Origin of the sequence: Plasticicumulans sp., assembly GCF_035331805.1 — a bacterium.
Classification (GTDB): Bacteria; Pseudomonadota; Gammaproteobacteria; order Competibacterales; family Competibacteraceae; genus Plasticicumulans.
This window is the reverse complement of record NZ_DAOLKE010000171.1, coordinates 1-7,656: the sequence shown is the minus strand read 5'-3', so window position 1 is coordinate 7,656 and position 7,656 is coordinate 1. Positions and strand designations below refer to the sequence as shown.

At 67.8% G+C, this 7,656-nt stretch carries 7 protein-coding genes; all 7 read right to left on the bottom strand.

Annotated features, from left to right (window positions below):
* On the bottom strand, positions 1-1,115 hold a 1,115-nt coding region (gene motB, locus PKE44_RS12210), incomplete at its 3' end, for a flagellar motor protein MotB (protein ID WP_324551551.1).
* 50 nt (positions 1,116-1,165) lie between these two features.
* A complete protein-coding gene (gene motA, locus PKE44_RS12205) occupies positions 1,166-2,029 on the bottom strand; it encodes a flagellar motor stator protein MotA (RefSeq protein WP_324551549.1) in 864 nt (287 codons plus the stop codon).
* Positions 2,030-2,110: 81 nt separating this feature from the next.
* Positions 2,111-4,096: a CoA-transferase gene (locus PKE44_RS12200; protein ID WP_324551547.1), complete on the bottom strand. Its 1,986-nt coding sequence runs from the start codon at positions 4,094-4,096 to the stop codon at positions 2,111-2,113.
* A 106-nt stretch (positions 4,097-4,202) separates the two neighbouring features.
* Entirely contained in the window at positions 4,203-4,700 is a 498-nt protein-coding gene (locus PKE44_RS12195; RefSeq protein ID WP_324551544.1) for a universal stress protein, read from the bottom strand.
* Between the two features lie 23 nt (positions 4,701-4,723).
* Positions 4,724-6,109, bottom strand: coding sequence for a GntP family permease (locus PKE44_RS12190; protein WP_324551541.1), 1,386 nt, complete (start codon positions 6,107-6,109; stop codon positions 4,724-4,726).
* A gap of 338 nt (positions 6,110-6,447) precedes the next feature.
* Positions 6,448-7,188, bottom strand: coding sequence for an acetoacetyl-CoA reductase (gene phbB / locus PKE44_RS12185; RefSeq protein ID WP_324551538.1), 741 nt, complete (start codon positions 7,186-7,188; stop codon positions 6,448-6,450).
* 260 nt (positions 7,189-7,448) lie between these two features.
* On the bottom strand, positions 7,449-7,656 hold a 208-nt coding region (locus PKE44_RS12180), incomplete at its 5' end, for a helix-turn-helix domain-containing protein (RefSeq protein ID WP_324551536.1).

Here is a 7,656-nt window from a genome sequence, read left to right as displayed (position 1 = left end):
GCTCGCCGCCAAGACGCGCTATCGTCAGCCGGATCAGCCCTGCTGGCTGGAGCCGCCGCGGACAGTGGCGCTTGGTGGTGGGCGATCACGGCGCCGGTGGAGGCGGGCGCAGGTGACGCGGGCGGCGCGCTGCCGTTGGTGGCCGGCGCGGGGGCGACGGCCGGAGGCGGGATCAGGGCCGGCCGGCCCTGGGGCCGTGCCGGCACCGGCGGCGCGCGATCCGGATCGATGGTTTCGGGCCGCACGCCTGCACCTTCGCGGACCTCGACCGATTCGCCGATGTTGGCGCGCACGCTGTCCTCGGCATCCTTGTTCATGACCACGATCGCGATGCGGCGGTTGGTCGGATCGAGCGGGTCCTGCGGCACGAACGGCACGCTCTCGGCCAGCCCGATCACGCGCAGGATCTTCTGTTCACTGAGGCCGGCACCGACCAGTTCGCGGCGGGCGGCGTTGGCGCGATCGGCCGACAGCTCCCAGTTCGAGTAGCCCTTGGCCGGGTTGCCGAGCGGGCGGGCATCGGTGTGGCCGGTGATGGTCAGCACGTTCGGCAGTTCGCCGATGACCGGTGCGATCTCGCGCAGGATGTCGCGCGCATAGGGCTGCATGACCGCGCTGCCGAGTTCGAACATCGGCCGGTTGGCGGCATCGATGATCTGGATGCGCAGGCCCTCGCGGGTCAGGTCGAGCTTGAGCTGGTCGCGGAACTGCTTGAGCGTCGCGCTGGCCGCGATCATGCGCTCCAGCTTGTCCTTCAGCAGCCGGAGCTTGCCGGCCTGATCCTCGGAAGCCTTGGTGAGGATCTGGCGCGTGCCCTCGTTGGTGCGCTTGACCTGACCGACCGAGCGGCTGAGATCCTCGCCGCCGCCGCGGATGACGCTGTTGGCATCGCCCGAGCCCTCGCCGCCGCTCATCGCGACCTTGAAGGGGTTCTGGAAGTACTCGGCGATGCCCTGCAGCGAGCCCTTGGTGGTCGAGCCGAGCAGCCACATGAGCAGGAAGAACGCCATCATCGCGGTCACGAAGTCCGCATAGGCGAGCTTCCACGCGCCACCGTGGTGACCGCCGTGGCCCTTCTTGACCTTCTTGATGATGATCGGACGCTGTTCGGACATCAGGCGCAACCGCTGCGGGCAGACCCGGAGGACCGGGCAGGATCAGGCGTTCACTTCGCCTTGCGGGCGGCCTGGATGTGCTTTTCCAGCTCGGTGAAGCCCGGGCGCTCGCTTGAGTACATGACCTTGCGCGCGAATTCGACCGAAGCCATCGGGTCGTAGCCGTTCAGGTTGGCGATGAACGCCGCCTTGATCGCCTGGTAGTACTTGGTGCTCTCGTCGAGCTTCTGCGTCAGCAGGCTGCCGAGCGGGCCGACGAAGCCGTAGGCGAGCAGGATGCCGAGGAAGGTGCCGACCAGCGCCGCGGCGATCAGCTTGCCGAGCTCGGCCGGCGGGATGCCGACCGACTCCATCGTGTGCACGACACCGAGCACGGCCGCGACGATGCCGAAGGCCGGCAGGCCGTCGGCGAAGGCCTGGATGGCCTTGATCGGTCGCTCGCCCTGATGGTGGTGGGTCTCGATGTCGAGGTCCATCAGGTTGTCGAGCTGGTTCAGCTCGATGTTGCCCGAGGACAGCAGGCGCAGGTAATCGGTGATGAACTCGACGGCGTGGTGATCGTGCAGCACGGTCGGCGCCTGCTCGAACAGCTTGCTGCTGTGCGGCTCGTCGATGTCGGCCTGCAGCGCAAGCAGGCCTTCCTTGCGGATCTTCGCAAAGATCAGATAGAGCAGCGTCAGCGTCTCCATGTACAGCGCCTGCGTGTACTTGCCGCCCTTGAAGCAGGCACCGAGCGCCCCGCCCGCCTCCTTGACGACCGTCATGCTGTTGCCGACGAAGAAGGCGCCGACCGCCGAGCCGACGATGATCAGCACTTCCACCGGCTGCATCAGCACGCCGAGATGGCCGCCGGCCATGATGAAACCGCCGAGGATGCAGCCGATGATGACCACGTAGCCGATGATGACGAACATGCGCGACCTTGCGGCCCCCCGCGGGCCGGGCTTGTCGGACGACCGGGCGCGTCGCGCCGCCGCACCCGGTCCGGGCCGCCGTCAGCGCTGGCTGCCGGATGCCAGGCCTGCCCGCGCCTCGTCTCGACTGCCGTACAGCGCCGGCGTCAGCTCGCGCTCGGAGAGCGCGCGGCCGAGTTTCATGCGCAGGAAGGCATTGGTCGTGTAACGGGTGACGCCCGAATAGAAGCGCCCGACCACGTCCCTGACCATTTCGATATAGGCGTCAAGCAGTTCCGGGGCGATGCTGAAGTCGTCGTAGTTGACGATGGTGTCGACGCGTTTGTCGAGGTGTCCCAGCCGCGTCTCGACCACCCCGCGGATCGCTTCGATCTGTTCGGGGCGGGCGACATGGTAGCCGCCGAAATCTATGAAGAACAGATTCTGCGCGGCATCGTACGTGAAGCGTTGTTCCAGCGGCAGCTCCAGCAGCCCGGCGCGCAGGCCCATCGTCGCCGGCAGGAAGATGCGCGCATCCATCAGTCGCGGCGGCTGCGGGATCAGCGGCGCGAAGTCCATGTGCGCGAGGATGTCGCGCTCGATGTCGATGCCGGGGGCGACCTCGGTCAGCACCAGCCCGCCCGCGCTCAGCTCGAACACGCAGCGCTCGGTCACGTACAGCGCCTTCTGCCCGCGCGCGGCGGCGACCGGGCCGCTGTAGGTGCGGTGCTCGACGGCGCGCACGAACTTGCGCTCGCGGCCTTCCTGCTCGATGTGCAGCTGCCCGTTCCCGATCGCGAGCCTGAGGCCGCCGGCCGTGAAGGTGCCGACGAACACCACGCGCTTGGCGTTCTGGCTGATGTTGATGAAGCCGCCGGCCCCGGCCAGGCGCGGTCCGAACTTGCTGACGTTCAGGTTGCCCTCGGCATCGGCCTGCGCGAGGCCGAGGAAGGCGATGTCGAGCCCGCCGCCGTCGTAGAAGTCGAACTGCGAGGGCTGGTCGATGATCGCCTGGGTGTTGACCGCCGCCCCGAAGTTCAGGCCCGAGGCCGGCAGGCCGCCGATCACGCCGGGCTCGGTGGTCAGCGTCAGCAGTTCGAGCACCTGTTCCTCGTTGGCGACGCCGGCGATGCCCTCGGGCATGCCGATGCCGAGGTTGACGACGGCGTTCGGTCGCAGCTCGAAGGCGGCACGGCGCGCGATCAGCTTGCGCTCGTTGAGCGCGAGTGGCGCGATGCCGGTCACCGGCACACGGATCTCGCCCGAGAACGCCGGGCTGTAGGGCTCGGCGAAGGTCTGCTGGTGCTCGCGCGCCTCGGCGACCACCACGCAGTCGACGAGGATGCCCGGAATCTTGACCTGGCGTGCCGACAGCGAACCGCGCTCGGCGATGCGCTCGACCTGCACGATGACGATGCCGCCGCTGTTGCGCGTCGCGGTCGCGAGCGCCAGCGCTTCGAGCGTCAGCGCCTCGCGCTCCATCGTGATGTTGCCGTCCGGGTCACCGGTCGTGCCGCGCAGGAAGCAGGCGTTGATCGGGAAGGCCTTGTAGAACAGGTAGTCCTCGCCGTCGATCGGCAGGCGCCGGACCAGCTCCTCGGTGGTGCGCTCGTTCAGCTTGCCGCCGCCGAACTCGGGGTCGACGAAGGTGCCGAGCCCGACGCGGGTCAGCGTGCCGGGCTTGCCGGCGGCGATGTCGCGGAACAGGTGCGTGATCACGCCCTGCGGCAGGTTCCAGGCGCTGATGCGACCGTCGATCGCGAGCTTCTGCAGCTTCGGCACCAGTCCCCAGTGCCCGCCGACCACGGAGTCGACCAGCCCCTCGTGGCCGAGATGATTCAGGCCGCGCTCGGCGCCGTCGCCCTGCCCGGCCGCGTACACGAGCCGCAAGTTGCGCGGCTCGCCGGTTTCGAGAAAGCGCCGTTCCAGCGCACAGGCGAGGCCTTCGGCAAAGCCGATGCCGACGAAGCCGCCGGTGCCGAGCGTGTCGCCGTCGCGGATCAGGCGCACGGCCTCGGCGGCGGTGACCACCTTGCCCTTCGGGGCCAGCGGCTGGCCGGCGAGCAGCGGATGCGGATGTGGACCCATGGATGCCCTCTCCTTCCCTTTGGAATGATGCCGGCTGGTGCGGCAATGTATTGGATGTGGAGCGGCCGGATGCCGCTCCGCAGTCAGTGGAGGCCGTCGCCGGACCTCAGTCGGCCGTATGCAGGACCAGCACGTCGCAGACCGCCGCACCGACCACCCGTTCGGCCGTGCCGGCAACCAGCCAGTCCAGCCAGTGGCGGTCGTGATGGCCGACGATGATCAGGTCGACGCCCGCGGCACGCGCCTCGGCGATGATCGCCGTGCTGACCGAGGTCGAGGCCACGACCCGCAGCTGCGCACCCGGCACGCCGAGGCGCTGCGCCAGCGACTGCAGGAAGCGTGCGGCGGCCTCGTCGAGCCGGGTCTCGGTGTCGGATTCCAGCGGCAGGTTTTCCTCGGTGCCCTGGGGCACGACCAGCCGGTGCGGCTCGGGCGTGCCGGCCACCGTCGGCAGCAGCTCACTGCCGCCTTCGCTGCGCTCGTCGACGACGTGCAGCAGGGTCAGGCGCGGGGCGCCGTAGCGCAGCAGTTCGCTGACCCGCGCCAGCATCCGCGGGCCGACCGCATCGAATTCCGCCGCAAGCAGGACATGTCGGTAGGTCATGGCTGTCTCCGCCTCCGTCCGCCTCAGAAGGTGCCGAACACGGCGTTCAGCCCGAGCACCAGCACGCTCGACAGCAGCGCCGACAGCGATCCGACCATGAACAGGTCGAGGTACGACTCCCGGTGCGTCAGCGAGCAGATGGCGAGCAGCGTGATGACGGCGCCGTTGTGCGGCAGGATGTCCATCGCCGCCGAGCCCAGGGCCGCGATGCGGTGCATGATCTCGGGGTTGATGCCGGCCGCCTGTGCCGCATGAGCGTAGTACTCACCCATCGCCCCGAGCGCGAGACTCATGCCGCCGGAGGCCGAACCGGTCATGCCGGCGAGCACCGTGACCACGATGAACAGCGAGGTCACCGGATCGGAGGCGACCGACTTCAGGCCCTCGCGCACGATCGCGAACGCGGCCAGGCTCGCGATCACCGCGCCGTAGGCGACTTCCGAGGCGACGTTGGCCATCGGCAGCAGCGAACCCATCGTGCCCTTGTTGAAGGTGTCGAGCAGGTTGGCGATGCGCTTGCGGTTGAGCACGGCCACCAGGGTGATCGCCACCAGCATCGCGAGGATGATCGACCAGATGCCGAGCACGGCCGACAGCGGCGTCTTCTTGAACTTGTCGGTCGCCAGATACGCGGTGTCCATCGCCGGGATCACATAGCTGGTGGCGATGTAGTTCAGCACGATGACGACGACGATCGGCAGCAGCGCCAGCCAGAACGGCGGCATGCCCTGCTCGGCAGCCTGACTCAGCGCATCCTCGTGGTTGCCGTAGCCTTCGCCGCGGGCGCGGGCCTGGGCGACGCGGCGGTTCAGCCAGAACTGGCCGAACGCGAACATGAACACGCCGGCGATGATGCCGAGGCCGGGCGCGGCGAAGGTGTTGGTGCCGAAGAACGGCATCGGGATGGCGTTCTGGATCGCCGGCGTGCCGGGCAGCGCCGTCATCGTGAACGTGAACGAGCCGAGGCCGATCGCCGCCGGGATCAGGCGCTTGGGAATGCCGGACTCCCGGAACAGCGACACCGCGATCGGATACACCGAGAAGGCGACGACGAACAGCGACACACCGCCGTAGGTCAGGATCGCGCAGGCCAGCACCACCGCGAGCATCGAGCGCTCGCGCCCGACCAGCTGCACGATCTTGTGCGCGATCGCGCGGGCCGAGCCCGAATCATCCATCAGCTTGCCGAACACCGCGCCGAGCAGGAACAGCGGGAAGAACTTGGCGAAGTAGTTGCCGAGCGCCGGCATGAAGGTCTGGGTGTAGGTCGCGAGCAGCGGCGCGTCACCCCAGTTGAACAGCAGCGCCACGGTGGCACAGAACGGCGCGATGAAGATGACGTTCCAGCCGCGGTACGCGAGAAAGATCAGCAAGGCCAGGGACAGCACGATGCCAAGTATGCCGAGCACGGTGGGCTCCTTCGGTGGTGGACGAATGCCCCCTTTGCACCCGGGGGCTGACTTCCATGAGCCAAGCACCGTGCCAGCCGGCAATTAAAATACAACTTATTGTTTTTTAATGAATTAAAGAACAGACCTGCATGCTTGCCGCCAGCCCTCCGTCCGGATTTCCGGACACGTCCGGTACGGCGGCAGCCGTATCGGCGTGGATTTGTGCGGGCGCGGCTGAATTTTTTTGAATTTCCGCGGGCGTGCCGGCGCCGTCCGGAAAAAAAGACACCGTCCGGGAATCCGGACGGTGTCGGGGTCTGACGCTTGCGGCGCTGCGGCGCCGGCCGGTCGGACGATCAGTGGATGTACAGACCGCCGTTGACGTACATGTCGGCGCCGGTGATGAAGCCGGCTTCGTCATCGGCCAGGAAGGCGACCGTGCGCGCGATGTCTTCCGGCGTGCCGAGACGGCCGACCGGGATCGTCGCGATGATCTTGTTGCGGACTTCCTCGGCGATGGCCATGACCATGTCGGTGCCGATGTAGCCCGGCGAGATGGTGTTGACGGTCACGCCGGCCTTGGCGCCTTCCTGCGCCAGCGCCATCGTGAAGCCGTGCGCACCGGCCTTGGCGGCCGAGTAGTTGGCCTGGCCGAACTGGCCCTTCTGGCCGTTGACCGACGAGATGTTGATGATCCGGCCCCAGCCGCGCGAGGTCATCTTCTCGAACACCGGCTTGGTCATGTTGAACAGGCTGTTCAGGTTCGTGTTGATGACGGCCAGCCACTGGGCGTCGGTCATGCGCTTGAACACGGAATCGCGCGTGATGCCGGCGTTGTTGACCAGGATCTCGACCGGACCGAGGTCGGCCTCGACCTTGGCGACGAGCTGCGCGCAGCTTTCGAGGTCGCTCACGTCCACCGGATAGACGGCGATGTCCAGACCTTCTTCCTTGCGGGCCTTCTGCCATTCCGCAGCCTTGTCGGCCTCGGCGGGGTAGTAGGCCGCCACGACGGTACGGCCCTGGGCGCACAGCGCCTTGCACATCGCGGTTCCCAGGCCACCGATGCCGCCCGTAACGATTGCCACCTTGCCCATTGCATCCCCCGTAGACTGTTCATGATGCGGTGTACCAGCGGGGGCCGGTCACCGCGGGACGAAGTGTCACCACAATGGTGCTGCGTCGCACCATCGTGGCGCCCGATCCCCCGTCAGGGCCGCATTTACAAGCAGATGCGCGGCCACCGGCGGGAAGGCGCGTATGCTGGAGCAAGACGCACGCCATTGGAACGGTGATTGGAACGGTAACGTGCAAATTCCTTGCGTCGCCCCGCTTTGGCGCAGCCGCCGCCGCGGATTCAGCCCGTGCCCTGCAGGCCGAGCAGCGCGAGCTTTTCGTACAGCGTCGCGCGCGAGATGCCGAGCAGCTTCGCCGCATCGACCTTGCGTCCGCCGCTGACGGCGAGCGCCGAACGGATCGCCGTGCGCTCGGCCTCGGCGACGGCATCGGCGAGGCGCTGCACGGCTGGTGACTGAATACCGGTTCGCAACGCCATGGGTATCGCT